25 protein-coding genes are annotated in these 26759 nt (G+C 60.3%); 6 read left to right on the forward strand and 19 right to left on the reverse strand.

Features of this window, described 5'->3' with window-relative positions; genetic code table 11:
- Positions 1-78: 78 nt before the first annotated feature.
- The 5 genes from AC1DTN_RS13405 to AC1DTN_RS13425 are packed head-to-tail and all read right to left on the reverse strand — an operon-like array spanning position 79 to position 5183.
- Positions 79-816 (reverse strand): ABC transporter ATP-binding protein, encoded by a 738-nt coding sequence (locus AC1DTN_RS13405; protein ID WP_477921403.1) that lies wholly within the window; start codon positions 814-816, stop codon positions 79-81.
- Entirely contained in the window at positions 816-1658 is an 843-nt protein-coding gene (locus tag AC1DTN_RS13410; RefSeq protein ID WP_477921351.1) for an ABC transporter ATP-binding protein, read from the reverse strand. Before AC1DTN_RS13410 ends, AC1DTN_RS13405 begins: the two co-directional genes overlap by 1 nt.
- Complete coding sequence (locus tag AC1DTN_RS13415) at positions 1645-2547, reverse strand: ABC transporter permease (protein ID WP_477921353.1); 903 nt, start codon at positions 2545-2547, stop codon at positions 1645-1647. Before AC1DTN_RS13415 ends, AC1DTN_RS13410 begins: the two co-directional genes overlap by 14 nt.
- Positions 2544-3572: an ABC transporter permease gene (locus tag AC1DTN_RS13420; protein WP_477921355.1), complete on the reverse strand. Its 1029-nt coding sequence runs from the start codon at positions 3570-3572 to the stop codon at positions 2544-2546. Before AC1DTN_RS13420 ends, AC1DTN_RS13415 begins: the two co-directional genes overlap by 4 nt.
- A gap of 15 nt (positions 3573-3587) precedes the next feature.
- Positions 3588-5183, reverse strand: coding sequence for an ABC transporter substrate-binding protein (locus AC1DTN_RS13425; protein ID WP_477921356.1), 1596 nt, complete (start codon positions 5181-5183; stop codon positions 3588-3590).
- Between the two features lie 121 nt (positions 5184-5304).
- On the opposite strand from AC1DTN_RS13425, the gene AC1DTN_RS13430 reads away from it, so the two are divergent.
- The 3 genes from AC1DTN_RS13430 to kdgD all read left to right on the forward strand — a co-directional run bounded on the left by AC1DTN_RS13430 (position 5305) and on the right by kdgD (position 8030).
- Positions 5305-6015 (forward strand): FadR/GntR family transcriptional regulator, encoded by a 711-nt coding sequence (locus AC1DTN_RS13430; protein WP_477921405.1) that lies wholly within the window; start codon positions 5305-5307, stop codon positions 6013-6015.
- A gap of 66 nt (positions 6016-6081) precedes the next feature.
- On the forward strand, positions 6082-7062 hold the full coding sequence (locus AC1DTN_RS13435; protein WP_477921358.1) for a mannonate dehydratase: 981 nt from the start codon (positions 6082-6084) through the stop codon (positions 7060-7062).
- A gap of 44 nt (positions 7063-7106) precedes the next feature.
- Entirely contained in the window at positions 7107-8030 is a 924-nt protein-coding gene (kdgD, locus tag AC1DTN_RS13440; protein WP_477921360.1) for a 5-dehydro-4-deoxyglucarate dehydratase, read from the forward strand.
- 23 nt (positions 8031-8053) lie between these two features.
- Here the strand turns inward: kdgD and AC1DTN_RS13445 are convergent, their stop codons facing one another.
- Genes AC1DTN_RS13445 through AC1DTN_RS13475 form a run of 7 tightly spaced genes read right to left on the reverse strand, consistent with a single transcriptional unit; the run spans position 8054 to position 15576 of the window.
- Positions 8054-8746, reverse strand: a complete 693-nt coding sequence (locus tag AC1DTN_RS13445; RefSeq protein ID WP_439017509.1) for a hypothetical protein — start codon at positions 8744-8746, stop codon at positions 8054-8056.
- A gap of 10 nt (positions 8747-8756) precedes the next feature.
- Positions 8757-9809 (reverse strand): ABC transporter ATP-binding protein, encoded by a 1053-nt coding sequence (locus AC1DTN_RS13450; protein ID WP_477921362.1) that lies wholly within the window; start codon positions 9807-9809, stop codon positions 8757-8759.
- A gap of 17 nt (positions 9810-9826) precedes the next feature.
- Positions 9827-10669: a carbohydrate ABC transporter permease gene (locus AC1DTN_RS13455; RefSeq protein ID WP_113324584.1), complete on the reverse strand. Its 843-nt coding sequence runs from the start codon at positions 10667-10669 to the stop codon at positions 9827-9829.
- Positions 10659-11591 carry a carbohydrate ABC transporter permease gene (locus AC1DTN_RS13460; protein WP_477921364.1) on the reverse strand — a complete coding sequence of 311 codons (933 nt, stop codon included), beginning with the start codon at positions 11589-11591 and terminating at the stop codon, positions 10659-10661. Before AC1DTN_RS13460 ends, AC1DTN_RS13455 begins: the two co-directional genes overlap by 11 nt.
- Before the next feature lie 11 nt (positions 11592-11602).
- The gene (locus tag AC1DTN_RS13465; protein WP_477921365.1) at positions 11603-12874 is read right to left on the reverse strand and encodes an ABC transporter substrate-binding protein; all 1272 of its coding nucleotides are present in this window, start codon (positions 12872-12874) and stop codon (positions 11603-11605) included.
- A 40-nt stretch (positions 12875-12914) separates the two neighbouring features.
- Complete coding sequence (locus tag AC1DTN_RS13470; protein WP_477921407.1) at positions 12915-14516, reverse strand: FAD-dependent oxidoreductase; 1602 nt, start codon at positions 14514-14516, stop codon at positions 12915-12917.
- Between the two features lie 28 nt (positions 14517-14544).
- On the reverse strand, positions 14545-15576 hold the full coding sequence (locus AC1DTN_RS13475; protein WP_477921367.1) for a LacI family DNA-binding transcriptional regulator: 1032 nt from the start codon (positions 15574-15576) through the stop codon (positions 14545-14547).
- A 106-nt stretch (positions 15577-15682) separates the two neighbouring features.
- On the opposite strand from AC1DTN_RS13475, the gene AC1DTN_RS13480 reads away from it, so the two are divergent.
- The gene (locus AC1DTN_RS13480; protein WP_439017504.1) at positions 15683-16357 is read left to right on the forward strand and encodes an SGNH/GDSL hydrolase family protein; all 675 of its coding nucleotides are present in this window, start codon (positions 15683-15685) and stop codon (positions 16355-16357) included.
- A gap of 216 nt (positions 16358-16573) precedes the next feature.
- Here the strand turns inward: AC1DTN_RS13480 and derI are convergent, their stop codons facing one another.
- The 7 genes from derI to AC1DTN_RS13515 form a co-directional block, all read right to left on the reverse strand.
- Entirely contained in the window at positions 16574-17029 is a 456-nt protein-coding gene (derI, locus tag AC1DTN_RS13485; protein WP_439017503.1) for a D-erythrulose-4-phosphate isomerase, read from the reverse strand.
- Positions 17026-17811 carry a triose-phosphate isomerase gene (locus AC1DTN_RS13490; protein ID WP_477921369.1) on the reverse strand — a complete coding sequence of 262 codons (786 nt, stop codon included), beginning with the start codon at positions 17809-17811 and terminating at the stop codon, positions 17026-17028. The genes derI and AC1DTN_RS13490 overlap by 4 nt, the downstream gene beginning before the upstream one ends.
- Positions 17808-18584 (reverse strand): DeoR/GlpR family DNA-binding transcription regulator, encoded by a 777-nt coding sequence (locus AC1DTN_RS13495; protein ID WP_439017501.1) that lies wholly within the window; start codon positions 18582-18584, stop codon positions 17808-17810. Before AC1DTN_RS13495 ends, AC1DTN_RS13490 begins: the two co-directional genes overlap by 4 nt.
- Positions 18585-18680: 96 nt before the next feature.
- Positions 18681-19616, reverse strand: coding sequence for a sugar-binding transcriptional regulator (locus AC1DTN_RS13500; RefSeq protein WP_442207153.1), 936 nt, complete (start codon positions 19614-19616; stop codon positions 18681-18683).
- Between the two features lie 68 nt (positions 19617-19684).
- Positions 19685-20617 carry a sugar phosphate isomerase/epimerase family protein gene (locus AC1DTN_RS13505; protein WP_477921371.1) on the reverse strand — a complete coding sequence of 311 codons (933 nt, stop codon included), beginning with the start codon at positions 20615-20617 and terminating at the stop codon, positions 19685-19687.
- Between the two features lie 10 nt (positions 20618-20627).
- Complete coding sequence (locus AC1DTN_RS13510; RefSeq protein WP_439017498.1) at positions 20628-22139, reverse strand: glycerol-3-phosphate dehydrogenase; 1512 nt, start codon at positions 22137-22139, stop codon at positions 20628-20630.
- A 35-nt stretch (positions 22140-22174) separates the two neighbouring features.
- Positions 22175-23746 carry an FGGY family carbohydrate kinase gene (locus tag AC1DTN_RS13515; protein WP_477921372.1) on the reverse strand — a complete coding sequence of 524 codons (1572 nt, stop codon included), beginning with the start codon at positions 23744-23746 and terminating at the stop codon, positions 22175-22177.
- Between the two features lie 804 nt (positions 23747-24550).
- Between AC1DTN_RS13515 and AC1DTN_RS13520 the strand changes: the two genes are divergently transcribed.
- Positions 24551-25207, forward strand: coding sequence for a DUF2291 family protein (locus tag AC1DTN_RS13520; RefSeq protein WP_113324597.1), 657 nt, complete (start codon positions 24551-24553; stop codon positions 25205-25207).
- On the forward strand, positions 25204-26748 hold the full coding sequence (locus tag AC1DTN_RS13525) for a sugar ABC transporter ATP-binding protein (protein ID WP_477921374.1): 1545 nt from the start codon (positions 25204-25206) through the stop codon (positions 26746-26748). The genes AC1DTN_RS13520 and AC1DTN_RS13525 overlap by 4 nt, the downstream gene beginning before the upstream one ends.
- Positions 26749-26759: the final 11 nt, after the last annotated feature.

Consider the following 26759-nt stretch of genomic DNA (forward strand, 5'->3'; position numbering starts at 1 on the left):
TAGGAATGATTTCTGGCCGGTCGGCATCATGCCGAGGCGCCGCAGCGCCCATGGTCCGTCGCCGCAACATAGAAAGTGTCAGATGAAAGTCGCTTCGAACAGCTCACGCGCATATTCGTTGTGCGTTTTTCCATCCTGCAGATCCCGTTTCGAGAGCTCGTCGACGAACCGGCCATCCTTCATGATCAGCACGCGATCGCACATATGGGCGATCACTGCCAGATCGTGACTGACAAGCACGTAGGTCAGCCCCATCTCGTCGTGCTGGTCCGCCAGCAGGTTCAGGATTTCCGCCTGTATCGACACATCGAGCGCTGAGGTCGGTTCGTCGAGAAGCAGGATAGGCGGGGAGAGGATCACCGCCCGTGCGATTGCGACACGCTGGCGCTGGCCGCCGGAAAGTTCGTGTGGGAAACGGTTTGCAAATGCGGTCGGCAGACCAACCTGGCGCAGAGAATGCTCCACAGTTTGCCAGATCTCCTGTCTGCCCATGGCCCGCAAAGGCTCGGCAAGTGCCGTGCCGATCCGGTGGCGCGGATGCAGCGAGCCATAGGGATCCTGAAACACCATTTGAGCGCATTTGAGGTCGTCGAGGCTTCTCGACTTGCCGACGGTGCGACCGGCGAGCGCGATTTCGCCCGACCAGCCTTTTTCCATGCCTGACAGGCATCGCAAGACAGTGGACTTGCCGCAGCCGGACTCGCCGACGATGCCCAGCGTTTCCCCACGAGCGACGCTGAAGCTGATATCCTTGACGACATGGTTTTGCTGTTTGCCGGACGAGAATGTGACGTTGAGGTCGCGGACTTCGATCATCATGCTCTCTCCAGGTCGATCTTCGAGCGGTCGAGAACCGCAAGCCGCCGGACGGGATGTCGTGGATCCGGCATCGCAGCGATCAGCCCCTTCGTATAGGGATGGCTGGCATCTTCCAGCCTCGTCAGCGTCTCGACGATGCGCCCCGCATACATGACGATGATCCGCTCACAGAAGGCGGAGACCATCCGGATATCGTGACTGATCAACAGCAGGCCGGAATCGTTCTCCCGGACGAGTTCGTCCAGCAGCGTCAGCACGTCCTTGCGCACGCTGACATCGAGCGCCGAGGTCGGTTCATCGGCGATGACGAGCTTTGGCTTGGCAAGCAGCATCATCGCAATCATGACACGCTGCCCCATGCCACCAGATATCTGATGCGGATACTGCGCCATCACGCGCTCGGCGTCCCTGATGCGAACGCGCTCGAGCATTGCCTTGGCGGCAGCGGTCGCCGCTGCGCCATGCAGGTTGAGATGCAGGCGGGCCGCTTCGGCGATCTGCTTGCCGACGCTGAGCACAGGATTGAGCGAATAGCGAGGGTCCTGCATGATAAGCGCAATATCCTTGCCGCGTATCTTTCCCATCTGCCTCTCGGACAGAGACAGAAGCGGACTGCCATCGAGTTCGAGACGCCTTGCCGAGACGGTGGCGCCTGCCGAAAGAAGGCGCATGATCGCGCGACCGGTCGTCGATTTTCCGGAGCCGGACTCGCCGACAATGCCGACGCGCTCGCGCCCGACTTCGAAGCTGACATGGGAAACGGCAGGCACGGCGTTCCTGCCGAAGCTGACATTGAGGTCTTCGACGGAGAGAACTGGCTTCATATCAGGACCTGGCATGACGGGGATCCAGAATGTCGCGAAGCGCATCGCCTGCGACGTTGAAGGCGAGGCTGGTGACGAGAATGGCAACACCTGGCATCACGGCAACCCACCAATAGTCGAGCATGAACTTGCGCCCGCTCGATATCATCGCGCCCCATTCGGGCGCCGGCGGCTGCGCGCCCAATCCGAGGAAGCCTAGCGAGGCAGCCGTCAGAATGATGCCTGCCATGTTCAAGGTCAGACGTACGATCACCGACGGAATGCACATGGGAGCGATATAGACCAACAGGATGCGCAGGGGCGAGGCACCATAGAGGCGGGCCGCGGCAACATAGTCGGCATTCCTGACGACCAGCGCCTCGGCGCGCGCCAGACGCGCGATGGGTGGCCATGCTGTGAGTGAAATGGCTATGATCGCCGTCGTCAGTCCGGCTCCGAGTGCGGCAGCGAATGCCAGCGCCAGGATCAGCGAGGGAAAGGACAGGACGATATCCGTTGCCCGCATCAAGAGCGCGTCCGTTCGACCTCCGAAGAAGCCGGCGACAACACCGATCAGCAGACCGATCGGGCCGACGATCAGGGAGATCGAAAACACGGTCTGGACGGTGATCCGCGTCCCGTAGATCAGACGGCTCAGAATATCCCGGCCGAACTCGTCGGTGCCTGCCCAATGCTCGGCGCTCGGCGGCTGCAGCGCGTCGGACAGGACCTGGATGTTGGGATCATAGGGCGCGAGCAAAGGCGCAAGGATCGCGACGACGCAGAGCACCGCCAGAATGACGAAGCCGGCCATGCCGAGCGGTTCCTGCCCAAGTCTTGAGACGATCCGCATCGTTGAGCCCGAGATCCGTGCCGGTAGGCTCGGTGGGCGCACAGTGAGGTCCGTTTGGATTGCATCGCTCATTGAGCAGCCTCCCGAGTCCGCGGATCGAATATCGCATAGGCGATGTCCGCCAGGAAATTGAGGAACATGAAGATGAAGCCGATGATGATGGTGGCGGCAACGACGGCGTTCATGTCGCCGATCATCAGTGCGTTCGTCATGTATTGACCGATACCCGGCCAGGAAAAGACGATCTCCGTCACGACGGCGCCTTCCAGGAGGCCACCGTAGGAAATAGCCAGGATAGTGATCAACTGGACGGCGATATTCGGCAGGACGTGACCGATGACAGTGCGTGCCGGGCCGACACCCTTTGCACGCGCGGCAATCACGTAATCCTGGCTCAATTGCTCAAGCGTGAAACTGCGGGTCATGCGGGTGATATAGGCCATGGCGGCATAGGCCAGGATGACAGCCGGCAGGATGATGTGACCAGCCGCGTTCCAGAAGATCTCCGTTTCTCCCTGCAGCAGACTGTCGACGAGCAGCAGCCCCGTCTGCGGCGTCACCATGCCCTCGTAGAAGACATCGACACGGCCGGGGCCTCCAACCCAGTTCAGTCCGGCGTAGAAGATGACCAGGCCGACAATCCCAAACCAGAAGACCGGGATCGAATGACCGACAAGCGCCACGATCCGGGCGATCTTGTCGATAAAAGTGTCTCGAAAGAGCGCCGCCGTCAGCCCAAGCGGAACGCCGACGAAGGTCGAGATCAGGATCGCCAGGGTGGCGAGTTCGAAGGTCGCCGGAAATGCCTGGGCAAGGTCCGAAGAGACCGGATTGCCTGTCAGCACCGCCGTTCCGAAATCGCCATGCGCCAGGCCATTCAGGTAGATCAGGAACTGCTGGTAGATCGGCAGGTCCAGACCAAGCTTCTGGCGCATGGCGGCATAGGCGGCTGGATCTGCCAGCTCGCCGACGATCGCTCCGACCGGATCAGCGGGAAGAATACGGCCGATCACGAAAGTGACGCACAGCAGGATGAACAGGCTGACGGCGAGGTGTGCCACCCGGAGCGCCAGTTCCTTGACGGAGAGTTCCTTCATGATCGGCGACCTTGCTTAATCGGTCTCGGCTTTCGTGACGCCCTCAAGGCGCGTCGTCTGGTTCGGATGGCCGACATAGCCATGGACGTCACCATTCAGCACGATGGGCTCGAAGCGCTCGAACATCGGCAGGACGGCCGGCTTCTGATCCACGAACATCTTCTGCATCTCGACGTAGAGTTCGCCGCGTTTCTTCGGGTCTGCCTCGAGCGAGGCTTTTGCCGTCAGAGCCGTCAGTTCGGGAATGTCCCATGCCGAGCGCCAGACGAAGTTACCTGCATTGTTTGCCTCGAGAGAATTGTCGGGATTGGAGGCGAACTGCTCCATCGCCCCGAGCACATTCGGCATGTAGGCGCCTGTCTGCGGAATGAGGAGATCGAAATTCCGCGCACGGTGGGCCGCGATGATGTCGGAGCCGTTGCCCTGCTGAATGTCGACCTTGATGCCGATCTGACCGAGCGAAGCCTGGATTGCAGTGGCAAGATCGATGCGGGGCGTCTGTGCGATGGTCTTCAGACTGAGTGTAAAGCCATCCTTGAAGCCGGCTTCGGCAAGAAGCGCCTTCGCCTTGGCGACATCGAGGTGYCAATCGGGGCTTGGGATTGCATATTCGAAGTTCTCCGGAACAGGCACTGTACGCGCACGCCCGTAGGGACCCATGATGGTCTTCTCGATCCCCTTGTAGTCGATACCGTAGGCGATCGCTTCGCGCACCTTCGGGTTGGATAGGTATTTGTTACCGGCGTTCATCGACAGCACGTAGAAGCCGCCTGTGGGCACACGCTGGATCTCGAAACCTTTCTTGTTGTCGAAGGTGGCGAGATCCGACGCGGTCATTGCGCTTGCTATGTCGATATCGCCGCGCTCCAGCATCAGGCGCTCCACCTGGCTTTCGGGAACATGGCGGACGATGACGCGGCGCATCTTCGGAGCACCCCCAACATAATTCTTGTTGGCGTCGAGAATGACAAGTTCATTGGGCGCCCAGCGGTTCAACGTAAACGGTCCGGAGCCGGCCGAATGGGTTCTCAGCCAAGCGTTGCCATAGTCGTCGTTGGCGACATGCTTCTGGACTTCAACGCTGTCGACGACGCTCGCAATCACCATGGCCAGACGGTAAAGCAGAAGCTCCGATGTCACCTCGCCCGAAAGATCGATGCGCACCGTCTTGTCGTCGACGGCTTTGACCAGTTGATCGACATTGTCCTTCGTATAGCCGACGCGCTTGAGGTTGGCGGCTGCGGCCTGATCGAGCTTCAGCAAACGGCCGAGCGAATAGACGACGTCCTTGGACGTCACCGGATTTCCGGAGGCGAAGGTCGCATCGCGCAGTTTGAACGTGATCCCCTTGTCATCGACCTGCCAGCTTTCAGCAAGCTGCGGCACGATCTTGCCGTCAGGCGTCGAGGCAACCAAGCGGTCGTAGAGATTCGACATGATTTCGTTGGCCTTGGCCTCCGTCGCCTGCTGCGGGTCCAGCGAAAGAACCTGGGCAAGCGAGGTGCCGATGACCAGCTGATCGGCAGGCGTGGCCGCCCGAAGTGCCGGCGCCGCCAAGGTCAGCGCGCAGAATGCGACGCCAACAAACAGGCTTCTAGAAAAATGCTTCATTGCAACTCCTCCCTGAGTTACTATACAAGACATAATATGTCGTCCGTATGTCGTATTATGACTTTTCAAAGAAGTTTGCAAGTGCCATGCGGACGAGGACGAGAAAATGGGGAACAACGAAATGGTGGCGGGCACGCGTGGCAGACAGCGTTTGGCGCAGCAGGTCATCGACCAGCTGCGCATGCAGATCGAAACGGGAAAGCTTCGCGAGGGAGATCAGCTTCCAACCGAACCGCAGCTTGAGGCGGCCTTCGGCGTCAGCCGTACGGTCGTGCGGGAGGCGATCGCCGACCTGCGCGCGGCCGGATTCGTCCGTCCCGTTCAAGGCAAGGGTGTCTTCGTCTCCGATCCCAAGGCACATGGCAGGCTGATCCTGACGCCGGTCGAAGTCAAGAGCATTCCGGAAACGCTGGAATTGCTGGAGTTTCGCATGGCTGTCGAAGGAGAAGCTGCCGCTATTGCGGCCTATCGCCGAACAGCCGAACAGGAGGCGGCAATTCGGCTTGCCAACCGGAAAATGGCCCAACTCATCGAGAGCGGTGAGCCCACAGTCGAGGCCGATTATGAATTCCATACCGCCATAGCCAATGCTTCTAACAACAGATTCTACATCGATGCCCTGCGTCATTTCGGACCGCGCGCGATCCCGCGCGGCCAATTCCCGACCTTGCCGGAGGCCAATGACCGCGCCTATCTCGAAAAAGTCCATGCAGAGCATGGTGAGATCCTGGCGGCTATCGCCGAGCAGGATCCCGACCGCGCGAGACAGGCCATGCGCGCGCATATGATGGCGAGCCAGCGACGATACCGGATGCTTGCAGAGCAGCAATGAGGCTCGACAACTACAGAAATTCATATTATGTCATATGACATGATTTGAATGATCGGGAGGTTAATCGTGTATTTGGGAACCCAGGTCGCTGCGCGGGACGACGATGATTTTCGCGTTTTTGCTCAGCTAGGCGTAAAGCATATTTCCGCTGACCCGCCCGGTGCGCCGTCGAGCTGGACGCTGGAGGATCTCGAGCGTCATCGTGATCATGTAGAGAGCTTCGGCCTCGTTCTGGACATGATCCAGCTTCCCCTCCCCTCCAAGCCGATCGAAAAGGCGTCCTATCCCGATATCCTGCTCGGAGGTCCGGAACGCGACCAGCAGATCGATGCCGTCTGCCGGATGATCGAGAATTGCGCAAAGGCCGGGATCCCCGCCACGAAATACAATCTCAATCTCATCGGCATTCCCAGGACGGAGCTCGAAAAAGGCCGTGGCGGTTCTCTGAACGAAGCCTTTCGCTGGGAAAGGGCCGATCAGCAGGCCGCGCCCGGTCTTGCCGGCGTCCTCTCAGAAGATGAGAACTGGGAGCGCATCGACTACTTCCTCGAGCGCGTGGTTCCCGTTGCCGAAAGCAACAGGGTGCGCCTTGCCTGCCATCCGCACGATCCCTATACGCCACCGGGCTATCGCGGCGTCACCAGGGTCCTTGGCACTGTGGATGGACTGAAGAAATTCGTGCAGATGCGCGAAAGCCCCTATCATGGCCTGAATTTCTGCCAGGGCTCAATCGGCGAGATGCTCGACAATCCGCGCGAGGAAATCGACGACATCATCCGCTGGTTCGGCACGCGTGGAAAGATCTTCAACCTGCACTTCCGCAACATAAGCGGCGGCAAACTCTCCTTCATGGAAACCTTTCCCGACGAAGGCGATATGGACATGGTGCGGTCGCTGAAGGTCTACCGCGAGGTCGGCTACAAATATATGGTCATGCCAGACCATGTGCCGCGCATCAGCGGCCGCGACGCGACGGGCGTCGCCTTCAGCTTCTGCTACGGTTACATAGCCGCGGTGCTCGAGGCGATGGAAGCCGGTCATATGTGAGCGAGGCGCTCACCTTCAATCAGCAATTATTCAAGGAATTCAACATGGATCCCAACGCCATCAAGAAAGCCGTGGGCGACGGCCTCCTCTCCTTCCCGGTGACGCATTTCGACAGCGAGAACAAGTTCAATGAAGCCGCCTACCGCGACCATGTGAACTGGCTAGCCGGTTTTGATGCAAGCGCACTTTTTGCCGCTGGCGGCACGGGCGAATTCTTCTCCCTCAATCCGGCCGAAATCCCCGCCGTCATTCGCGCCGCCAAGGCTGCCGCAGGCAAAACGCCGATCATCTCCGGCACTGGCTATGGCACGTCACTTGCCGTCGATATTGCGCGCGCTGCCGAAAAGGCCGGTGCCGATGGTCTGCTCCTTCTTCCGCCCTATCTGATGTTTGCCGAGCAGGCCGGGCTTGTCGCCCATGTGAAGGCTGTCTGCCAGTCGGTCGGGATCGGCGTGATCGTCTATAACCGGGACAATGCGATCCTGTCGGCCGACAGCATCGCTCAGCTTTGCGATGAGTGCCCCAATCTCGTCGGCTTCAAGGACGGTGTCGGCGACGTCGATCGGGTCATCGAGATCACGACCAAGATTGGCGACCGGCTTGTCTATGTCGGCGGCATGCCGACCCACGAAGTCTACGCTCAGGCCTATTTCGCCGCCGGCGTTACCACATACTCCTCGGCCGTCTTCAACTTTGTGCCGGCTCTTTCGCAACGGTTCTACAAGGCGCTCAGGGCAGGCGACCAGAAGACCGTCGACCAGATCTTGAAGGACTTCTTCTTCCCCTTCGTTGCGCTACGCAATCGCAAGAAGGGCTATGCAGTCTCCATCATCAAGGCCGGGCTGAAAGTCATCGGCCGCGATCCGGGCGCCGTGCGCGCTCCGCTCACGGATCTGACAGCCGAGGAGCTTTCCGTGCTGCAGTCGATTGTCGAGGCCAACGGCCAGGCGAAGCTGGCCGCGGAGTAAGACCGCGCCATCGGCGCTGAGATTCATCGTCGCGTTGCGGCGACGATCGGCTTGACCGCCGCTCTCATACTCTCCGGCGTCGTGCCGGTGACGATAACGCCAAGCAGAGGGGCCGCGATACCCGCGTCCCTCAGCTTCGGCATATCATCCGGCACAAACTTCTTCTGGCTTGGCGCGATGACCGGAATACCCGCTTTGCTCGCGATGGTCCGGTAGCGATCAAGATCGGTCCCGTCGAGCGGCTTTCCATAGTCTGCAAAGGAAGCGACCGAGGCTTCCATCATCGCACCGGGAATGTCGAGAATCTTCGTCAGGTCCTCGTCGGTACTCGCCTCGCCAAGCGCAGGAATGGGCCGTAGCTTCGATTGCAGCAGATGCGGCTGCATGTCGCTGACATAGATGTTGAATCCCTCGAAACCTAGATCGGCGAGCGCGTCCATCTCTTGCGGGCTCGGAACCCTTTCCTGCCCGGCCATGACAAGAAGCGGCACGCCGAGCGTTGCAAGATCCTCGAAAAACGGTCGCTCTTCGGCAAAGCTGCCGAAGGTGGTGCCTGTGGCGCGATGATAGGCGTTGAGATGGACCTTGATCGCAAAGGCACCCGCGTCGATAGCAGCCCTGGCGAGGTCGAGATCGTGACGCGCGAGCGAGACGATGATCGGGAATTCGCCCTCGCGCAGCGCTTTTGTTAGCCTGGTTTCCGGATAGGAAGGCATGGGAACGGCCTCAGTTCAGACGCTGGCCACCATCGGCGGCGAAGAGGTGGATATTGGAGAGCTCCGGCCGGACGCGGATCCTCACGCCCGGAGACATCGATACGCGCTCCCGAAAGACGCCGGTAACCTGCGTCTCGCCGAGCTTCATCGTCACCTGGGTTTCCGAACCCATCGGCTCGACCAGGACAATCTCGGCCGGCACGCCAGCGTCGTCGAGCGAGAAATGTTCGGGCCGGATGCCGTAAACAGCCTCGCGGTCGCTCAATTCAGGTGCAGTCTGTGGCAGTGGCAAGACAATGCCGGGTGCTGCGAAACCCTTGTTGGTGATTGTGCCGTTCAGGAAATTCATGGATGGCGATCCGATGAAACCGGCCACGAACTGGTTGGCCGGGCGGTCGTAGAGGTCAAGCGGCGCGCCAATCTGTTCCACTCTGCCAGCGTTCAGCACGACGATCTTGTCGGCCATGGTCATGGCTTCCACCTGGTCATGGGTGACATAGATGGTCGTGGTCTTGAGCCTCTGGTGCAGGCTCTTGATTTCGCCACGCATGACAACGCGCAACTTGGCGTCGAGGTTCGATAAAGGTTCGTCGAACAGAAAAACTTGCGGATCGCGAACGATCGCTCGGCCCATGGCGACGCGTTGGCGCTGACCGCCGGAGAGCTGGCGCGGATAGCGATCGAGAAGCTGAGACAGGCCGAGAATATCGGCCGCCCATTTCACCCGCTTCGCGATCTCCGACTTGCTGGTGCCGCGATGCTCCAGTGAGAAGCCCATATTGGTCGCGACCGTCATATGCGGATAGAGCGCGTAGTTCTGGAAGACCATGGCGATGTCGCGGTCCTTTGGGTCGAGATCGTTGACGACCCGTCCGCCGATCCTGATATCGCCGCCGGTAATCGTCTCGAGCCCGGCGATCATCCTGAGCAAAGTGGACTTGCCGCAGCCCGATGGCCCGACGAGCACGACGAATTCGCCGTCGCGGATGCCGAGATCGGCGCCATGAATGATGTCGAGCGCACCATAACTCTTGCGGACACGGGAAAGGGTAACGTCAGCCATGAGGAAAATCCGGTTCTTCAGCCCTTGAGGCCGGTATGCGCGAGCCCTTCGACGAATTGCTTCTGCGCGATGATGAAGACGACGAGAACAGGCAACGCTGTGAGTGTTGCCGCGGCGAGCTGGATATTCCACATCGGCCCGCCATAGGCGTCGGTATATTGGGTGAGAGCCTGGGGCAGAGTGAACTTCTCCGCGCTCGACAGGAACACGATCGGTTCAAGATAGAGATTCCAGGAATGCAGGAAGGTGAAGATCGCAACGGAGGCCAGTGCCGGCCTGGCAAGTGGCAGCGCGATCTTGCGGAAGATCTTGAAACGTCCGAGACCATCGACGCGCGCTGCCTCTTCCAACTCGACCGGCAACGTCACGAAAAACTGCCGCATGACGAAGGTGGCGAAAACACTCGGCGCACCGAAGATCGGCACGAGGATCAGCGGCCAATGGGTGTTGACCATGCCCGCCTTCAAAAACATCTGGAAGAGCGGCACGATCGTGACTTCCGACGGGATCAAAAGGCCGAGCAGCACGACCATGAAGATCGTGTTGGCGAAGGGAAACCTGATGCGTGCGAAAGCGTAGCCGGCCATCGACGAAACGATCATCGTGCCGATCGTCACCAGGGCGGCGATATAGGCCGAATTCCAGTATTGCTTGACGAAAGGCTGCAGCTCGAAGACCTTGCCATAGGTCGTCCAGTCATAGCTCTGCGGGAAAAGTTGCGGTGGAAAGGCGAAGATATCGCTGATCGGCTTCACCGAAGACGTCACCATCCACCAGGTCGGGAAGACGAAGGGGATGAGCAGCACGCACATCAGCCCGTAGAGAATAACCCTCATCCGCGGCGAGATCTCAGCTTTCATAGAATACGATCCTCTTGCGCAATTGCCACTGGGCGAATGTCAGAATGGCCACGATCAGGAAGAGCAGGATCGAAAGCGTCGAACCGTAGCCGAAGAAGTGAAACTGGAAGGCTTGCTGGTAGAGGTAATAGACGAGCACCGTCGTCGAGAGACCTGGACCGCCCTGCGTCAGCACCGCGATCTGCGCGAAGACCTGCAGAGATCCGACGATGGTAATAATCGAAGTCAGAAGGATAGTCGGGCTGATCAGCGGCAGGGTAATACGGCGGAACTGCTTGAAGCGCGGGGCGCCATCGATGCGGGCCGCCTCATAGAGCTCTTTCGGCACGCCCTGAAGGGCTGCAAGAAACAGGATCATATTGAGGCCGACATTCTTGAACACCTGCACGACGATGACCGAGATCATCGCGGTGGTTTCGCCCCGCAGCCAATTCGGACCCTCGATGCCAAACAGCAGCAGCATGCCGTTGATGCCGCCGTTCTTCTGCAACAGAAACCCCCAGACGATCGTCCAGGCCACCAGCGACACGACAACAGGCGAAAAGAACAACGTCCGGAAGATCGTGATGCCCGCGAGCTTCTGGTTCAACAGCACCGCCAGCAGCAAGGCCAGCGACAGGTTGAGAACCACAAGCCCGGCGGAGAAGATGGCAGTCGAACCGAGCACCTGCAGCAGGTTCGGATCCTCAATCAGCATCTGGTAGTTCTGCGTACCCGTATAGGTGAAGGTATTGGCAAGCACGTTCCATTCGTGCAGCGAATACCAGAAGACCAGACCGAGCGGGATCAGCACGAAGACGATGATGCCGATCAACTGCGGGGCAATGAACAGAAAGCCGGCAAGGCTGTCGCGCCGCGCAACCGTCCAGAACGGCGACGAGGAGCGGCCTTCCGGTATTGCGTTATCCTGCGTGACAGCCATCTCTTATCTCCTCAGCGCTTGAGCAGCGGGCCGATCTGGCCGCAGATCGTCTGGAGCGTGCCGGCGACATCCGCATCCGGACGCCAGACGGCATCTAGGCCGGAGCGAACTGTCTGCTGGATCTGGGCAAAGCCGGTATGGCCGGGAATGACCTTGCCGGTCGCGATGCCCGCGATGACGACCTTGTCGATCTGTTCCTGGCTGAGCAGCGGATTGGTCTTCTTCAGCACCTCGGCGTTGAGTAGCGACTTGCGGGCCGAGGGGAAGAACTGGCTGAGCTTGGCCGAGTTTTCCGCGTTCGTCATATAGGCGATGAATTCAGCGGCTGTCTTGGCGTTCTTGCCCGACTGCATGACGCCGATGCCGGCCTGGCCGATCAGCGCGTAATCTCCTGCCGGTCCCTTCGGCAGCGGCACGAGATCCCAGGAGAAGGGCTTATCCTTCGGCAGCAGCGAGGCGCGGCTGATCTGAGTGATGGTCATCGCCGCATTGCCGGCGAAGAAATCGACATTTTCACCGGGACCGGGGATCGCCTTCTTCTTGAAGATCGCGTCATGGACGAAGGTGAGCGCATCGACCATCGGCTTCTCGGTCATTGTGCAGGTCTTGCCATCGGCGCTCCAGGGGGCCGCACCAAAGCCGTTCCAGATCGAAGCAAGGTTCTGCCAGATCTGGTAGTTGAAATCGCGCACGATCAGGCCACCCTTGCCCTTCTCGCCAACGGCCGAAGCGGTAGCAATGGCATTGTCCCAGGTCCATTCGCCAGCCGCGATCAACTCGGCAGGTGTCTTTGCCCCTGCCGCCTTGATCAGGTCGTTGTTGACGAACACCGCAAAGGGTGAAGTGGAGAAAGGATAGGCATAGAGCGTGCCGTCCTTTTGCCAGCGCTCCGTGGCAGTCGCGCTCACCTCGTCGAGATTGTAGCCTGGCGTCGCCTTCAGCGTATCGGTGAGCGGATAGAGCGCGCCGGAATTGACGAAGTCATAGGCAGCTGTCTCGAAGATCCAGGCCATATCAGGCGCATTGCCGCCGGCAATCTGGGTGGTCAGCGCCGTCGTATAGGTGTCGAACGGCAGCGACTCGAAGGTCGCGGTGACGTTGGGGTGGTCCTTCTTGAAGCCGGCAGCGATCTCATTGAACAGCTTCAGATGCGCTTCTGCCGCACTCCAGATGGTCATGCGCAGCTTGATCGCGTCCTCAGCCTTGGCGATGCCGCTCCAGGCGAGCGGCACGGCAACGGCAAGCGCCGCAATTGCCGTTTTCAGTGTCCTGTTCTTGTTCATTCCCGTTCCTCCTCCAAAGATGGGTTGCTGAGATGGCTGCTTAGTAGGCCCCGATGACCGGCCAGCGGATTTCGATGCCCTCCCGGACGAGTTCCTGCTGGAAGTCGTGGAGATGCGCGTCGTTTTCCTGGACCTGGTGAGGCTTCAGCCCCTTGTCGAGGCAGTGGGCCGCAAGCATGCCGGCCGCTTCGCCGATATTCCATTCGACCGGGTGCAGGCGGTAGCAGCCATTGGTGATATGGGTGGTGCCGATATTCTTGCCGGCGGCAATGAGGTTCGTCATGCGCTGCGGCAGCAGCGCGCCGAGCGGAATCTCGAAGGGGCAGGACGGCACGTCGATATAATTGTCGCCACCGGTCGAGGGATGAAGGTCGATGCGGTACATGCCGATGCCGATGCTGTCGCGATAGCTCATCGCGCCCTTGTCGCCGCGCACCGCATAGGAGAGATCCTGCTCGGTAATGCGGGTGACTGGCTTGATGCGGCGGCCTTCACGGATATAGGGCGCCATGGCGAGGCCGTGCTCGGTGCCGGTGATGTCGCCGCGAAGCCTCAAGCCCCGGTAACCCTGGCCGCCATCGATGCGTGGCGCCTCGGTTTGCAGCCAGTAAAAGACCGAATAGGAAAGATCGGCGGCCGCCTTCAGATGTCGGGCCTTGTCCTCCTCGGACACGTCGATAATCGTTCCGTCCATGTAGTCGATCATCGGCCAGTTTACGAAGCAAATGTCCGACTGGTAGAAGCCGGGCTCAAAATTGCGCCGTGCCGCAATGCGGCGGAAGAGCCAGAGATTCTCGTCACCGCCACCCTTGCGCTGATCGGCATCGACGAGCAGCGGGTTGTCGTCGACATTGGGCGTGAAACTGCGCGTGGTGGATTCCAGCGTGCGCGGGTGGGGCGCGGTGAAGCCGAGCAGTGGGCCGCCCCAGAATTGCGGCTGGTATTTGCGCCAGTAGTCGTAATTGTCAGGCTTGTCGATCGTCTGATCGCCATCGACGCAATCGACTGCAAAGCAGATCGAGACTGCCTGAACATTGTCGGGCTGCGCTTCGGACGGCGCGCTCGGTTCGCCGGTATCGGACTGTGCCTCGAAGCCTTTCACATAATCCGTGCCGGTCATCGGCAGCAGATCGCCGAGCTCGGTGGCGTCAAGGATGTAATCGGCCGAGATGACGACCTCACGGTCCGTATAGCGATGGCGGACGGTGACGGAGCGCACGGTGTCGCCTTCGACATCAGCGGCGGCGGGACGATAGGGCTGCAACACCCTAAGACGGCCGGCGCCTCGATACGGCATCAGCATCGCTTCCATGACCGCCAGGCTGACGCGCGGCTCGGCGCAGATGCGGCTCACCCAGCCGCCGCCGGGATTGAGATCGCCCCAGGTGCGGGCGCCCTCGGTCAGCGGATAGTTGTCGCGATAATATTGCCGCACGCCGTTGCGCAGCCTGCGATAGGAGCGCGTGATGCCGAACTGCTCGACCCAGCTATGTTCGTCGGATGGCACACCTTGGCTGGTCGACTGGCCACCGATCCATTCGAATTCCTCGGTCATGATGACGCTCTTGCCTGCCCGGCAGGCACCGAGCGCCGCCGCCACGCCGCCGAGGCCACCGCCCACCACCAGAATATCCGCTCGCATCTCTTTTGCTGCCATGTCTGTCACGTTCTCAGGTCCGTTTCTTTGCTGGTCCGAGGGTTTGGCCCTCGACGGGTTCGCAGGTCAGAAGAATTTGTTCGACGGGCGCGGCATCCTCGATGCGGCGCACGAGCATTGCGGTCGCCTGCCGCCCCATCTCCTCGCGAGGAATGTTGAAGGAGGTGAACTGCACATGGCTGCGCTCGGCCCGTACGTGGCTTCCAAGCACCACGGCCGAAAAGTCGTTCGGAATGGACAGGCCGCGCTCGCGCGCCGCCGCTTCAACACGCACCGCGTCGGCCAGTTCGACGAAGAAGACCGCGCTCGCGCCGCTTCTGACAATCGCATCGAGCGTATCGACGGCGCTCCGGCCGACCTCGTCCACATGCAAAACCAGGTCGGCACTTCCGGTGATCGCGCCTGAAAATCCGCGCCAGCGGTCAACGATGGATTCAGCCGATCCGCTTGGGCCGATGAAGGCCAGCCGATCATGACCGAGTGCGCGCGCCTTTTCGACCAGCGCCCGCGTGCCATTCGCGTAATCACCGCCGACGTAGGGAACGGGTCCGCCGGCGTCCTCACGTCGGCCGATCGCCACGAAGGGATAATCGCCGGTAACCAGCCGCTTGAGTTCGGCCCGATCGAATTCGCGGCCAAGGACGAGGCAGCCATCGGCGATCCGCAGCCGGTTGCCGTCGGCGAAAATCTTCCGCTCCCGGCCGACGCCGGCGCCGGTCAGAAGCAAGAGGTCATAATTCTGCGCCTGCGCTTCCTCCTCGATGCCGAGCAGGAACGGCGCAAAGAAATCCGCCTGCTCGCTCGGAAAAGCCGGCTCGTAGGTGAAGACGCCGAGAATGCGGTTGAGACCCTTGGCCATCCGCCGGGCGATCGGATCGGCCACATACCCCGTCGTGCGGATGACCTGCTGGACGCGCTCGCGGGTTTCCTGGGGAATACGCGCCAAGGCCGTCGGTGCACCGTTCAGCACAAGCGAGACGGTCGCCTGACTGACGCCGGCCAGTTTGGCAATATCGTGCTGAGTCAAGCGCTTAGTGCCTGCCACGTCGCATCCTCCGGATCTCCTCTTGACTGCTAATGCGTATTAGCAGCTAATACGTATAAACGGGATTTTCCGAGTTGCTGTCAAGCGCGAAAATGTGTGACGATCGATGACATTTGCAGAGCATTTGAAATCGCTGGGGATTTCCGGAATCCGCGTCTTCGGCGACAGCATCACCGCCGGGTTCAACGCCAGCCAGCCGCATCTGGCCTGGCCGGCTCTCTTCCCAGCTGAGCTCGACGCCTTACCGCTTTACAATCACGCAATCCCGGGGACGGTGCTGCAGGCCTCACTGCTTGCCGATGGCAAAGCGCGAGCAGACAACGGCGTCAGCCGATTTGCCGGGGCGCTGCTCGATGCCCCGCATCGCGACGCGATCCTCATCCTCTACGGCTATAACGACGCCCGCTATACGGCCGCGCCGGACAGCATGAACGCGAAGAGCTTCCGTCGTGATTATGCGAATATGCTGGAGAAACTGATCGAGGCAGGCCATGCGGAAAGGCTTGCGATCGGCAGCCCGCCCCATATTCCCGATCGAGGTTTTTCGGTAGGAAGCACTGGCTTCACCGGACAGACACGTCAGGGCTTTGAAGTCTATGTCCAAACCGTGCGAGAACTGGCGCAAAATTTTCGCATCTTCTACGCGCCTGTCTATGAACGAATGAAAGCATATGGCGATGGCGCACTGGCCTCGCCTGATTTCACACACCCCAACGATGCCGGTCATCGCGTCATCTGCGAGGCATTTAGAGATGCCGTTGTTCATGAGAAACCGGTCTAGGCCTCTCAATAGATCGGGGCGACTTTGGGTCGGGCGCGACACCGCGGAGACCGGCGAGAAGATTTCGTCCGCAGGGGAGATTCTAACGGCGAAAAGGACTTGATAGACCCGGCCCTACCACGACCGCAGCCATCGCCTGAAGCTGAGGTTGATAGTGATGACGACGCTGATGCGCTCGCAGCGGCCGGCGGATAGCCGGCCGCTTGCGTGACGCTCTCAACGCGCGCTGTATTTTGCGTCGAGCTCATCGATCGCGGAGACATTGCCGGCCGAACGGCCGTTCTGGTCGAATGTCTGAGCGAGAAATGCGTCGGCGATCGACTTTGCGAGCTCAGGTCCAATGACGCGCGCGCCCATCGTGATGATCTGCGCGTTGTTCGAAAGAGCAGCACGCTCGGCCGAATAGGTGTCGTGCGTCAGAGCAGCACGGATGCCAGGCACTTTATTGGCCGAGATGCAGACGCCGATGCCGGTGCCACAAACCAGGATTGCCTTGTCATAGGTGCCATCGATCACGCCCGAGGCAACGCGATCCGAAAGGTTAGCATAGAACGGGTCGAGCCCGTCCTTGATGCGCGACACCTCATGGACGTCGAACCGATCCTTGAGGTGTTCGGCGAGCACCTTGGCGAGACCTTCGCCGGCGCTGTCTCCAGCAATTGCAAGCTTCATTGTCTTTCTCCTTGGAGTTTGGCGGCGCATTTCGAAAGGATGTCGAGATAACCTTCGACGTTCCAAGCGGAACGGCCGATGAAGAGCCCGTCGATATGCGGGCTCGAAATCAGTTCCTCGCAGTTCTGTGGATTGACCGACCCGCCGTAGAGGCAGGGGATTTTCCGCCCGAGCGCTCCTTCGGCGACCGTGATGATCTCGGCCTGGCGTGCATCGGCATAATCCGCCGTTGCCGGAATGCCTTTTTCGCCGATCGCCCATACGGGCTCATAGGCAAGGAGGATTTCCGCCGATTTCTGCTCGTCGGAAAGCTTCGAAAGCGCCCCATGCACCTGGACCGCAAGGATTTCCGCGGCTTTTCCGCTCTCCCGGTCGGCAAGGGTTTCGCCGATGCAGATAAGCGGGATCAGGCCATAACGAACCGCCGCCTCCGTCTTCAGCCCGACCGTCTCATCCGTCTCCCCGAAGAACTCGCGCCGCTCGGAATGCCCAAGCTCGACGATATCGAGATCGCAATCCTTCAGCATCAAGGGGGAGATTTCACCCGTCCAGGCGCCCTGATCCGCCCAATGCATGTTCTGCGCACCGACCTTGACGGAGGTCTTTGCAAGCATGCGCTTGACCTCCCGCACGGCTGTAAACGGCGGGATCACGAAGCGCTGGATGACAGGTTCGCGCGCAGCGTCAGCCACCGCGAGGCCGCGGGCGAAATGCTCGGCCTCCGCGAGCGTCTTGTTCATCTTCCAGCTGGTGCCGATCCAGAAGCGCGGTTTCTCCGTCATGCCTGATCCTGTGCTGGAGCGATGGTGAGCTTGATGCCCGCCCGATCGAATTCGTTGAGAACAGCGGCCGTCGGCGCGCTATCGGTGATAATAGTGTCGAAATCAGCAAGGTCCGCCATGACATGCAACGCCGTGTGGCCGATGCGCTGGTGGTTGACCAGGAGGCAGCTTCTGGCCGAAGACGAGATCATCGCTCGCTTGGCGCGAACGACATTGTCGTCCATGTGATAGGCGAGCCTGCCGCTGACCGCCGGCGTCGAAATGAAAGCGATATCCGCCCTCAGGCGTGACAGCGCTTCTTCTGTCACGACGCCGAGATAGGCGTTGAATTTCGCGGAATAGATGCCTCCGAGCGCAATCAGGGTTATGCCGTTTTCACCCTTCAACCGCTCCATGATCGCTGCGTTGTTGGTAATCACCGTCAGCGGCCGCTTACGCAGCAGCATCTCGCCGAGTACCGCGGCCATCGAGCCGTCATTGACCATGACCGTCATGCCAGGTTCGACCAGGGCCAGCGCTTCCTGCGCCATCGCAACCTTGGCTTCGCCGCCCTGACGTTCACGAATGCGAAAATCGCTCTCGAATTGCGTTCCGGCATCGATCGTCGCGCCACCGCGCACCTTACGCAGCACACCTGCCTGTTCGAGGTCGTCGAGATCGCGGTGAATGGTCATCTTGGAGACGGAAAACCGTTCGGCAAGGTCGTCCACTTCGACGGTCTTGCCCTCAACGAGCAGATTGACGATCAGCTGCTGGCGCTCTTCCCGTTTCATACGTCTCAATCCCAGTTCAATAACAATGTAACATCTAAAATGTTAATTTCAACACTACACAGTGTGATTATGCGCTGAGACATGTGGCAGAAATCATCAATCCAAGAGCGCACGCGCGGTCCGTTCATCAGTAATGAGCCCGTGAAGACGGCGGCTGCGCAGGATGGCCCGTATCGCGGCCACCTTGGCCTGCCCGCCCGCCAGGGCCACGAGGCGCTCCTTTGTCGTTGTCGGAAAGGAGGCCGAAAGCGTGCGACCGGTCAGAGCCGTATCGAGGATCTGGCCATCCGCATTGAAAAAGTGGCCGAGGATTTCGCCGACGCCACCGGCGGCGGCGATGTCCTCGATCTCACCCGGCTCGACCAGGCCGGAGAGCACCAGCTGGGCCTCGGCGTCCACTGTCCCCAAGCCGACGAGCTTCAGGTCGGCGTCATTGGCGAGATCGAACACTTCCTTGACGCCGCGTTGCGCCCTGAGCACCTCCCGATCCTCGGCAGTGTTGGCGAAGAAGGGAACCGGCATGACATAGGCATGTGTGCCCGTCTTTTCCGCGATACGGTGCATGACGTCATAGGGATTGGCGCCGTAGTTTCGCGTGAGGCCGCCAAGCAGGGAAACGAAGCGCATATGCTTGGCATTCGTCCGCGGCATATATTGAACGGCAGCCGAGAGCGTACGGCCGTGGCCAAGGCCAATGACCGAGTGGTTACCGTGTTCGATCTCGCGCTTCAGATAGCCCGCTCCCGCATGACCGAGCGCGCGCAGCGGCAGGCCCTCTTCGCCAAGATCGGGCGCGACCTCGCAATATTGCAATCCGAAGCGCTCCGCGAGCCGCGTCTCCAGTTCGACGCATTCAACGATATCGCCGTCGATCGTGACCTTGACGACGCCATCGGCAACAGCCCGCGCAATCAGTCGATGCGCCTTGACCGAGGGAATGCCAAGGCGCCGGGCAACGTCAGACTGCGTCAGTCCGCCGGCGTAATGAAGCCAGGCGGCCCGCACGGCAAGCGTATCATCGGCATCCGTCATCGCCGCATCCTTCCCATTCTTCGACGGCTATGCCGCCTGATAACGACCAGCCTTTGTAAATCGCCGGATCATATCTTCAAGTCTGCGGCGCCGGTGTCGATATGCGGCGCCCAGAAGGCGACGCTTTCGGCAATCTGCGCGATAACGTCGCGATCGTTCGGCTCACGTTCCTTGAAGGAAAGTTCGAGGCAGATCTCATTCTCATCGGCGCCGCCTGCCGCGAAAGCTTCCAACAGCGGAGCGGGTTGAATTCGGCCCTTGGCATTGAATTCCGCTGTGAACGGCCGGTGGCCGCCCTTGTCCATCAGGCTCTGCTTGATATGGATGATCGGCGACTGCTTCGGTACGGCCCGCGCCCAGGCATAGGGGTCGTAGTCGTCGGGATTGGCGGACGTGACGTCGCCATGGTCGATATCCGCCATCATCCACATCGGCACCGCCATATCGGCGGCAGTCAGTCGTGCCTGCAACGCAAGGCAGGATTCGATCGTGTCCCCGAATTCGCGGCCGATGCTCATTGGCTCCCAGAAGACATAGGAAAGACCAGCGGCCCTGGCATGCTCCGCGACTTCGCACCAGCAGTCGATAGCGATCTTGATCAATTCCTCGCGCCGGCTTGCATCGTCGAAGTCCTTGTAGGTGAAGATCGCAAATTGCGTGCCGACGGAATGCCCGCCGAGATCAGCGGTAATGTCGGCGAAGGTCTTGAACCAATCCACGTAATAGCGGCGGACCTCGGCATCCGGGTGCCCGAAATGGTTCAGCCGTCCATAAGGTCCAGTCATGCCCGAGGTAACGCGAACGCCGGTGCGCTCCAACGCTGCTTTCATCTGGCGGGTCAGACGGCGGATGACCGGGGCCTGCCAGCTCGGATTGATGAATTCATGCGTCAGCTGGAGGTCGCGGATGCGCAGGTCCCGAGCCACCGTCTCGATCAGGTCGTCCGGGTCGGCAAAACGGTTCACCAGCGGATTGGTGTTCAGCGAAAGCGAAAGCGGCATCAAGGCCTCCTCAGGCGGCGGCAAGATGGGATGAAGCAAACCAGTCGGCAAAGGCTGCCCGCTCTGCCTCGCTCAGATGCAGGTAGTGCTTGGTGCGGCGATAGAGGATGTCCTCGGCCGTCTCCGCCCATTCGGTGGCGGCGAGATAACAGGCTTCCGCCTCGTAAAGCTGCCCGCCGAAATAGCGCCCGAGGCCTTGCAGGTCCGTTGCCGCGGCCACCAGGTTCTTCGTGCGCGTGCCATAGAGACGGCCATAGTGATGGACGAGTTTTCGCGGCATCCACGGATAGGTGTCACGCAGGCTGTTGGCGAAGGTCTCGTAGTCGGCATTGGGCATCTCTCCACCCGGCAGCGGCGCCTTTTCCGTCCAATCGCCGCCCATGTTCGGGAAAACGTGTTTGAGGCGCTGCATGCCACGTTCGGCAAGCTCTCTGAATGTCGTAATCTTGCCGCCGAAGACATTGAGAAGCGGCGCTCCCCCGGTCTCGTCAAGATCGAACACGTAGTCGCGAGTCACCGCCGAAGGATTCCCTTTGCCGTCGTCAAACAGCGGGCGCACGCCGGAGAAGCTGTGCAGCACATCCTGACGGCGCAGCTTCTCCTTGAAATATCGGTTCACCGCCTTCAGCAGATAGTCGATTTCCGCCTCGTCGGCCGCCACATCCTCAGCCCGGCCTTCATAGGCGATGTCCGTCGTGCCGATCAGCGCCTTGTCGCCCTCATAAGGGTTGATGAAGATGACGCGTTTGTCGTGGTTTTGAACCAGGTAAGCATTGGAGCCAGCCCAGAATTTCGGCACGATGATGTGGCTGCCCTTGACGAGACGCACATTGCGGCTGGAATTGGAGCCGGCGACGCGGTTGATGATGTCGGTGACCCACGGGCCGGCGCAATTGACGAGACATTTGGCACGGAAGGTCCGCGTCTCGCCGCTCGTGCTGCTTTTTGTCGTGATCGTCCATTGGCCGTTTTCCCGGCGCGCCGACACCGCCGGCGAGCGGGTAAGCACCAGGGCACCCTTCTCAGCCGCGCTCACCGCATTCAAGGTGACGAGGCGGGCATCATCCACCCAGCAATCCGAATATTCGAAACCGCGGGTATATTGATCGAGTATGGGCGTACCTTCGGGATCACGCAGCAGATTGAGCGTGCGGGTGCCAGGCAACTTCTTGCGACCTCCGAGATGATCGTAAAGGAAGAGGCCGAGCCGGACGAGCCAGGCGGGGCGATCCTCGGGACTGTGCGGCAGCACGAAACGCATCGGCCAGATGATATGCGGGGCCGCGTTGAGCAGCACCTCGCGTTCGATCAGCGCCTCCCGCACTAGGCGGAATTCGTAATATTCCAGATAGCGAAGGCCGCCATGCACGAGCTTGCCCGAGCGGGAGGAGGTGCCCTGAGCCAGGTCGTCCTTTTCGCATAAGGCGACTTTCAAGCCGCGCCCGGCGGCGTCGCGCGCAATTCCCGCGCCGTTGATACCGCCGCCGATGACGAAAAGATCCAGGATTTGGGGTTCGGTCATGTCATGCTCCCTCGGATGCCTTTTGCATCAGCGATTCATTTTGCGGGCGACATCGCCGCGGTTCGGGCCAGTGTTTCCCAGGCGGCGGGCATGGCCCTTCGGATATCGGCATAAGCGGAATAAAGCAGATCGAAGCGGGCGGCTTCCTCGCCGATCGGCTCCTCGGCTTCGCCGAGCAGCGGCGTGACCCAGTCGGCGATGCAGTCGTCCATTGTCTTGTAGGCGCCGATCGCCACAGCAGCCATCATGGCGGCGCCAGCCGCTCCGGTCTCTTCACGGCGGGACAGGCGGATCGGCGCCTTGAGTGACGCGGTCAGGGAGCGTCGCAGCGCGCTAGAACGCACGGCGCCGCCGGTGACGCGCAACTCTTCCGGCATATCGCCCATGGCGGCGTAACAATCGCGCGTCGCCAGCGCCAGACCTTCGACAACCGCGCGAACGAGGTCTGGAAACCCGTGGCGAACCGAAAGACCAGAAAAGCCTGCCCGGGCCCGCGCATTGACGAAGGGGCCACGTTCTCCGGCCTCGGAAATATAGGGATGATAGACGACCGATCCGGGCTGGCTTTCGAAAAACCAGCGGTCGATCCTGGCGACGAGCTCGGCGTGGGTGACAGGCTTTCCGGCCTCCGCCATCAGATAAGCGGCCATCTCCAGCAGCCAGTCGATATTGATCGTCGCACCCATATTGGTCTGCACCTGGGTAACGGTGCCCGGGATCGGCAGGGCGATGACGTATCCAGTGCCCTCGCGGTTGAGATGAACGTCGGCCACCGGCTTTGCGCGCAGATGCACGCCAGTCGAACCGATCGTCGAACAGGCTGCGTTGCGCCCACCGCTGCGAACACCGGCGCCGAGCGCCGTCATCACCATGTCCACATAACCGAGGCTGACCGGCGTACCGGCCAGCAGGCCGCAGGCCCGCRCCGCTTCCGCCGTCAGCGGATGGCTGATTTCTGTTCCATCGACAATATCGGGCAGAAGCGCGCGGCGATGCGTCAACCCGAGCGCGTCGATGGCAACAGGCGAATATCGCCGCGTCCTGAAATCACCGAAGGTGAAGCTTGCCTCCGAAGGGTCGGTCGCCCGCACACCGGTAAAATTGAGGTAGAGCCAGTCCTTGCAGTGCAGCGCCGTTTCCGCCCGGTCCAGAAGCTCCGGCGCCACCCGATCCATATGAGCGAGCTGCGCGCCCTGCTGGCAGGTATTCAGTCCCGTGCCCGTCTGCTCGAAACGCGCCCTGTCTGTTTCCTGGCCGGCAAGTGACACCACGGTCGGCGCGGCACGCGCGTCGAGCCAGAGCCAGGCATCGGCGACAGGCAGATTGCCGGAACCCACCAACCATGTTCCGTCCCCCTGCCCCGTCACCGCGATCGCCGCGGTGCGCGATGCAAGATCCTCGACCTTCCCGCCAAGGCCGCGAAGCGCACCGACACAATCCTCCCAGGTCTGCGCGAGCGATTGCGTGGCCGAACCATCGCTGCCGCTTGAATATTTGTTGCGAACGGATGCGGCCGCGATCTGACGGCCGAAAAGGTCGAAGGCGACCGCCTTGATGACCGATGTTCCCGCATCGATACCGATGATGACCTGTTGGCTGACGTCCATCGCGGATTATCCGGCAATCACGTCGAGCGTCACGAGGGGCAAAACGCGCGTCGATTTCATGTCTCATATCCTCCCGGTCGGCACCGCCAGCAAAGGGCGCAAGCGACCACATTTCGAATTCACGGGCAAGTCAGCTGGCGCGCAGATCGCGCTCCGAGAGCTTGAGACCCGATCCTTTTCAAAACCTCCCATAAGCCTCATAAAAATATAACACAAAGATATCATTCTTCCAGTAAGATTTTTCTCGCAATGAAATTTTTTTCAGATAAAATATAACCAACCAACGCGACGAGCATTGGTGACAGCCTCAGCGATTTGCGGCGGCAGCTGCATGCCATGAGAGCTTACTCCAAATTAATTTTGCCTTTTAAATCAATTATATATTTCCGTGAATTTCGGCGAATGAACACCTTCCCAGCCGGTGCGCACGCATAAGATCAGGTGCCTTCTCGTCGCGTCAAGCACATTTTGAATGTTATGTTGTCAGCGCCAATTCACAAAACGCCTGTTGACAGACGGACAATTTGATAACATCATTTTTGGCATAAACACCATTTACCTATCACGCAGGCATCGCTGCTGAGAGGAATTGCGGTCCAGGCGGTTGGAGGAGACAAGCGCCGGTCCGACATGGAGGAGGTTCAGATGTGCATTTTTCCCGCTCATCATCACGCCGCTAGGCTCGGCAGGTTTCCGCACCTCGATGCGGTTTTCGAAGCGCCCCGTCTTCGATGAAGCAGCCGCGAGGCTTTCGCCAGGTTCATCCTCCCGACGTAATCCGACCAGCCGCAAAGGTCGTCAGCAATGAATACTCAGCCCGCTCATGCAGCATCCGCGCCAGGCAAAGGCAACTTGAAGATCATCGTTAGTGCCATTGCGGCAATCGTGGTCATCGGCGCAATCGCGCTCGACACCAAGGTCGTCAAGATCGGCTCGGAGAGCGATGTGCGGCAGCAGGCCTTTTCTCCGGAAACCTTCGGCGCCGAGCAGTTTCCGAAGATCCAGGCGGACGTCGAAAAGAGGGCCGTGGCTGCGTCAGAGCTGGCGACGGCGATCGTGGCGGACAAGAAGGCTGCCGGCGAGAAATACGGCGTTGCCACGAGCACCGGTCCGGTCATCCCAGTGACCTTGAACGGCACCTTCGGCGCGCGCAAATCCAATACCAACGAAATGAAGATCGACGGCTTGCCTCCCGAGACGGTGGTCCGTGTCCAGACCGGCCCTGCGGTCAATGGCACGGACCTCCGCGATGCCACAGGCACGATCGAATTCGGTCAGTTCACCAATCAGATTCAGTATCAGGATGCCGGCTCGGCCATCAATAACGAGATGAAGAAAGCCGTATTCGCCGGCCTTGATCCGGACCAGCTCGATGGCAAGACGGCAACCGTCGTCGGCGTCTTCAAACTCATCAACCCGAAAAACTGGCTCGTAACCCCGGTCAAGGTCGACGTCAAATGAGCGAGCCGATTTCCACACCCGAAGTCCTTGGCGAGGTCGTCTTGGCTGCCCGCAATATTGCCAAATCCTATGGCAGCGTGCATGCCCTCAAGGGCGTCAATTTCGATATCCATCGCGGCCAGATCACCACGTTGTTCGGTGAGAATGGGGCGGGCAAATCGACGCTGATGAAGATCCTTTCCGGCGTCGTCCAGCCGACGTCGGGCGAAATCATTCTTGACGGTGCGCCGATCAGCTTCAGCTCTTCGACCCATGCCCGCGAATGCGGCATCTCGATCATTCACCAGGAGCTCAGCCTCGCGCCTAATCTCAGCGTGCGGGACAACATCTTCATGGGCCGCGAGATCATCAAGGGCGGCGTGGTCGATTTCGCGGAAGAAGAGCGCCAGACGCGCATTTTGATGGAAGAACTGGAAGAGGAGATCGATCCACTGACCAAGGTGGAAGATCTGCGTCTCGGCCAGCAACAGATCGTCGAAATAGCCAGAGCGCTTTCCGTCAATTCTCGTATCCTGATCATGGATGAGCCGACCTCGGCGCTCAGCGCAGCTGAAGTCGAAGTGCTTTTCAAGGTCATCCACGATCTGACGAATCGCGGCGTGTCGATCGTCTACATCTCACATCACCTTGAGGAAGCCCTGCAGATCACCAATCACGCCGTCGTCTTGCGTGATGGCACCATGACGGCCTACGCGCAACGCAAGGACATCGATCTCGAATGGATCGTCCGCAACATGGTGGGTGACAATTTCGATCTCGGCAATCCGCCCGAAGGCTATGAATTCGGCAAGGCTGCGCTGTCGATCGATAATCTGACGGTTCCAGGCCCCTCCGGATCGGCCTTCAATTCCGTCGACCGTCTCTCGCTGGACGTGCGTGCCGGGGAGGTCGTCTGCATCTACGGCCTGATGGGCGCCGGACGCACCGAGCTTCTGGAATGCGTGGCCGGACGGTTGCGTGCAAGCAGCGGCGCCATTCGGCTTGAGGGCCAGGATGTCGGGCATTTGAGCATCGCCGGACGCATCGCAAGCGGCCTCGTGCTGGTACCCGAGGATCGCCAGCGCGATGGCCTCGTCCAGACAATGACGGTCGGTTCCAACCTGTCGCTTGCCAGCATCGGCGCCTTTACCAAGGGACTGTTCACATCCGGCCGTCGCGAGCGCGAGCTTGTTGATGCCTCCATTCGCAAAGTCCGCGTCAAGACCGATGGAGGAGAGGCCGCCATCGGCTCGCTGTCGGGCGGCAACCAGCAGAAGGTGGTTATCGGCAAGATGCTGGCGACCGACCCGAAGGTCATTCTTCTCGACGAGCCGAGCCGCGGCATCGACATCGGCGCCAAGGCGGAAGTCTTCAAGCTGCTGGCCGAACGTGCCCGGCAGGGTCTCGCTGTCATCTACTCGACTTCCGAGGTCAACGAATGCCTGAGCATCGCGCACCGCATCATCGTCATGCATCGCGGCCGGATCTCGGCTGAATTCGGCGCTGACGTCACCAAGGAAAAGATCATGGCCGCCTCAGGCGAAGCTGTGGTCGCGCACTAGCCCGGAATTAT

The sequence above is a fragment of the Rhizobium sp. 01T444 genome, assembly GCF_056398305.1.

Bases quoted from the DNA above. Each gene is read 5' to 3' on its own strand.
- AC1DTN_RS13410 (WP_477921351.1), bottom strand. From the start codon at position 1,658: ATGCCAGGTCCTGATATGAAGCCAGTTCTCTCCGTCGAAGACCTCAAT.
- AC1DTN_RS13510 (WP_439017498.1), bottom strand. From the start codon at position 22,139: ATGACCGAACCCCAAATCCTGGATCTTTTCGTCATCGGCGGCGGTATC.
- AC1DTN_RS13405 (WP_477921403.1), bottom strand. From the start codon at position 816: ATGATCGAAGTCCGCGACCTCAACGTCACATTCTCGTCCGGCAAACAG.
- AC1DTN_RS13480 (WP_439017504.1), top strand. From the start codon at position 15,683: ATGACATTTGCAGAGCATTTGAAATCGCTGGGGATTTCCGGAATCCGC.
- kdgD (WP_477921360.1), top strand. From the start codon at position 7,107: ATGGATCCCAACGCCATCAAGAAAGCCGTGGGCGACGGCCTCCTCTCC.
- AC1DTN_RS13455 (WP_113324584.1), bottom strand. From the start codon at position 10,669: ATGAAAGCTGAGATCTCGCCGCGGATGAGGGTTATTCTCTACGGGCTG.
- AC1DTN_RS13505 (WP_477921371.1), bottom strand. From the start codon at position 20,617: ATGCCGCTTTCGCTTTCGCTGAACACCAATCCGCTGGTGAACCGTTTT.
- derI (WP_439017503.1), bottom strand. From the start codon at position 17,029: ATGAAGCTTGCAATTGCTGGAGACAGCGCCGGCGAAGGTCTCGCCAAG.
- AC1DTN_RS13470 (WP_477921407.1), bottom strand. From the start codon at position 14,516: ATGCGAGCGGATATTCTGGTGGTGGGCGGTGGCCTCGGCGGCGTGGCG.
- AC1DTN_RS13495 (WP_439017501.1), bottom strand. From the start codon at position 18,584: ATGAAACGGGAAGAGCGCCAGCAGCTGATCGTCAATCTGCTCGTTGAG.
- AC1DTN_RS13525 (WP_477921374.1), top strand. From the start codon at position 25,204: ATGAGCGAGCCGATTTCCACACCCGAAGTCCTTGGCGAGGTCGTCTTG.
- AC1DTN_RS13415 (WP_477921353.1), bottom strand. From the start codon at position 2,547: ATGAGCGATGCAATCCAAACGGACCTCACTGTGCGCCCACCGAGCCTA.
- AC1DTN_RS13420 (WP_477921355.1), bottom strand. From the start codon at position 3,572: ATGAAGGAACTCTCCGTCAAGGAACTGGCGCTCCGGGTGGCACACCTC.
- AC1DTN_RS13500 (WP_442207153.1), bottom strand. From the start codon at position 19,616: ATGACGGATGCCGATGATACGCTTGCCGTGCGGGCCGCCTGGCTTCAT.
- AC1DTN_RS13460 (WP_477921364.1), bottom strand. From the start codon at position 11,591: ATGGCTGTCACGCAGGATAACGCAATACCGGAAGGCCGCTCCTCGTCG.
- AC1DTN_RS13520 (WP_113324597.1), top strand. From the start codon at position 24,551: ATGAATACTCAGCCCGCTCATGCAGCATCCGCGCCAGGCAAAGGCAAC.
- AC1DTN_RS13445 (WP_439017509.1), bottom strand. From the start codon at position 8,746: ATGCCTTCCTATCCGGAAACCAGGCTAACAAAAGCGCTGCGCGAGGGC.
- AC1DTN_RS13430 (WP_477921405.1), top strand. From the start codon at position 5,305: ATGGTGGCGGGCACGCGTGGCAGACAGCGTTTGGCGCAGCAGGTCATC.
- AC1DTN_RS13450 (WP_477921362.1), bottom strand. From the start codon at position 9,809: ATGGCTGACGTTACCCTTTCCCGTGTCCGCAAGAGTTATGGTGCGCTC.
- AC1DTN_RS13465 (WP_477921365.1), bottom strand. From the start codon at position 12,874: ATGAACAAGAACAGGACACTGAAAACGGCAATTGCGGCGCTTGCCGTT.
- AC1DTN_RS13490 (WP_477921369.1), bottom strand. From the start codon at position 17,811: ATGACGGAGAAACCGCGCTTCTGGATCGGCACCAGCTGGAAGATGAAC.